The 3,357-nt window shown below is 53.3% G+C and carries 2 rRNA genes; both read right to left on the bottom strand.

The annotated features are described in order from the left end of the window. Positions 1-112 precede the first annotated feature (112 nt). A 5S ribosomal RNA gene (gene rrf / locus ACR0ER_RS25310) occupies positions 113-227 on the bottom strand. A 183-nt stretch (positions 228-410) separates the two neighbouring features. Further along, a 23S ribosomal RNA gene (locus ACR0ER_RS25305) occupies positions 411-3,237 on the bottom strand. Positions 3,238-3,357: the final 120 nt, after the last annotated feature.

The following is a 3,357-nucleotide window of genomic DNA, read 5'->3' as shown; positions in this document are numbered from 1 at the left end:
GATTTGAACCTACGACCTTCAGGTTATGAGCCTGACGAGCTACCGGGCTGCTCCATCCCGCGTCAGTGTCAGTTATTGTATCATCGTTTAGAGAGGTTGGGGATTTTACTAGGTTTGGCGGTGACCTACTCTCCCGGGGCTTAAGCCCAAGTACCATTGGCGCGGCAGTGCTTAACTTCCGGGTTCGGGATGGGACCGGGTGTTTCACTTGCGCTATGACCACCAAACCGAGGAAAATCCCCGTCGCGGCTTTGCTTTGCAAAGCGCGACGAGTGGCAGGCAGCGTATTTGCGTGCAAATGCGCGTTGCCACTCGGTAGTTATGTCACCCCTTGCGGGGTTTCACATCAATCAGTGTTGTCCAACTCAAGGTCAGTGTATGCTTTTGATTTTGTCTTTCCATTACTGGATCAAATCAAGCCTATCGGGCGATTAGTACCGGTCAACTGAACGCATTACTGCGCTTACATCTCCGGCCTATTGACGTGGTGGTCTTCCACGGCCCTCAGGGAGACCTTGTTTTGAGGGGGGCTTCCCGCTTAGATGCCTTCAGCGGTTATCCTGTCCGATCATAGCTACCCAGCACTGCCGTTGGCACGACAACTGGTCCACCAGTGGATCGTTCACCCCGGTCCTCTCGTACTAGGGGCAACTCCTCTCAAGTCTCCTACACCCACGGCAGATAGGGACCGAACTGTCTCACGACGTTCTAAACCCAGCTCACGTACCTCTTTAAACGGCGAACAGCCGTACCCTTGGGACCTGCTCCAGCCCCAGGATGAGATGAGCCGACATCGAGGTGCCAAACACTGCCGTCGATATGGACTCTTGGGCAGTATCAGCCTGTTATCCCCGGCGTACCTTTTATCCGTTGAGCGATGGCCCTTCCACTCGGGACCACCGGATCACTATGGCCGTCTTTCGACTCTGCTCGACTTGTCAGTCTTGCAGTCAGGCTGGCTTCTGCCATTGCACTCAACGAGCGATTTCCGACCGCTCTGAGCCAACCTTCGCGCGCCTCCGTTACGCTTTAGGAGGCGACCGCCCCAGTCAAACTACCCGCCACGCAGGGTCCCGGATCCGGATAACGGACCGCGGTTAGACATCAAGAGTGCGAAGGGTGGTATCTCAAGGGAGGCTCCACGGATACTTGCGTTTCCGCTTCAAAGCCTACCACCTATCCTGCACATCACAATCCTGATGCCAGTGCGAAGCTGTAGTAAAGGTGCACGGGGTCTTTCCGTCTAACCGCGGGAAGCCTGCATCTTGACAGGCAATTCAATTTCGCTGAGTCGATGTTGGAGACAGCGGGGAAGTCGTTACGCCATTCGTGCAGGTCGGAACTTACCCGACAAGGAATTTCGCTACCTTAGGACCGTTATAGTTACGGCCGCCGTTTACCTGGGCTTCAATTCAAGGCTCTCACCTCTCCTTTTAACCTTCAGGCACCGGGCAGGCGTCAGACCCTATACGTCGTCTTGCGACTTCGCAGAGCCCTGTGTTTTTAATAAACAGTCGCCACCCCCTGGTTTGTGCCCCCAGCCCCTAGTTGCCTAGGAACCGGGCCTCCTTCTCGCGAACTTACGGAGGTATTTTGCCGAGTTCCTTCAACATCGTTCTCTCAAGCGCCTTGGTATGCTCTACCAGTCCACCTGTGTCGGTTTAGGGTACGGTCTGATGGAGGGCTATTTCCAGGAACTGCTCAGCAGCCCAACCAATCCGATAAGGTTGAACTACACCTGCAATCCGTCACATCCTCCTGGCCTAGGAATATTAACCTAGTTCCCATCGCCTACGCCTTTCGGCCTCGGCTTAGGGGCCGGCTTACCCTGCTCAGATTAGCTTTAAGCAGGAACCCTTGGACTTTCGGCGAGAGTGTCTCTCACACTCTTTGTCGCTACTCATGTCATCATTCTCACTAGTGATCTCTCCACCGGATCCCTCACAGGCCGGCTTCATCGAAAGCCTCTCTCCTCCAATACGCCCGAAGACGTGAAGGAGGAATGAGACTATGTCACACTACGCTCTGCTACCATGCCTTACGGCATCCTAAGCTTCGGCTCATGGCTTGAGCCCCGTTACATCTTCGCCGCAGGACAACTTATTTAGACCAGTGAGCTGTTACGCTATCTTTAAAGGATGGCTGCTTCTAAGCCAACCTCCTGGTTGTTTTGGTCGTCCCACCTGCTTTCCCACTTAGCCATGAATTGGGGGCCTTAGCTGTAGGTCAGGGTTGTTTCCCTCTCCACTACGGACGTTAGCATCCGCAGTGTGTCTGCCATCTAGTACTCCCGGGTATTCGGAGTTTGGTTAGGATCAGTAAGCCTGTGGGGCCCCATTACCCATCCAGTGCTCTACCCCCCGGGGTATTCGGATGACGCTCTACCTAAATAGATTTCGCAGAGAACCAGCTATCTCCGAGTTTGATTGGCCTTTCACCCCTAGGCACAGCTCATCCCGATCCTTTTCAACGGATGTGGGTTCGGTCCTCCAGTAAGTGTTACCTTACCTTCAACCTGGCCATGCCTAGATCACTCGGTTTCGGGTCTGATCCCACGAACTCATTCGCCCTATTAAGACTCGCTTTCGCTACGCCTACACCTAACGGCTTAAGCTTGCTCGTGAGACCAAGTCGATGACCCATTATACAAAAGGTACGCCGTCAGCTCGCAAGGAGCCTCCGACTGATTGTAGGCGTTCGGTTTCAGGTACTGTTTCACTCCCCTCGTCGGGGTGCTTTTCACCTTTCCCTCACGGTACTGGTTCGCTATCGGTCAGCAAGGAGTACTTAGCCTTCGAAGGTGGTCCTCCGATCTTCAGACAGAATTTCACGTGTTCCGCCCTACTTAATACGTCCATCAAAGCTTCCTATACGGGGCTGTCACCCGCTATGGCCATGCTTCCCAACATGTTCTAGTCACTTATCTGGCTCGGCTGGTCCCCGTTCGCTCGCCGCTACTAGGGGAGTATCAATTGATTTCCTTTCCTCCGGGTACTTAGATGTTTCAGTTCCCCGGGTTTGCTCTTAAAACCCTATGTATTCAGGTCTTAAGTACCTGTTTAAACCCCATATTGAGTATCAAAGATAACAATATGAAGCTTTCAGGTGGGTTGCCCCATTCAGAAATCCATGGATCAAAGCTTATTCTCAGCTCCCCATGGCTTATCGCAGAGTATCACGTCTTTCATCGCCTCTTGCTGCCAAGGCATTCACCAAACGCCCTTCTCGCGCTTGATTTGATCCAGAAAGAGAAAGACAGACGTCCTTCACGGCAGACCCAGCTGGTAACTAAAGGCCGCCTCTGTTTCTGAACCAAAAGCATACTTTCCCGCCTTCCATCCTGGAACCCATGCTGCC

It is taken from the genome of Ruegeria sp. CH8 (assembly GCF_056536985.1).
This window is presented reverse-complemented; position numbering and strand designations above follow the sequence as displayed.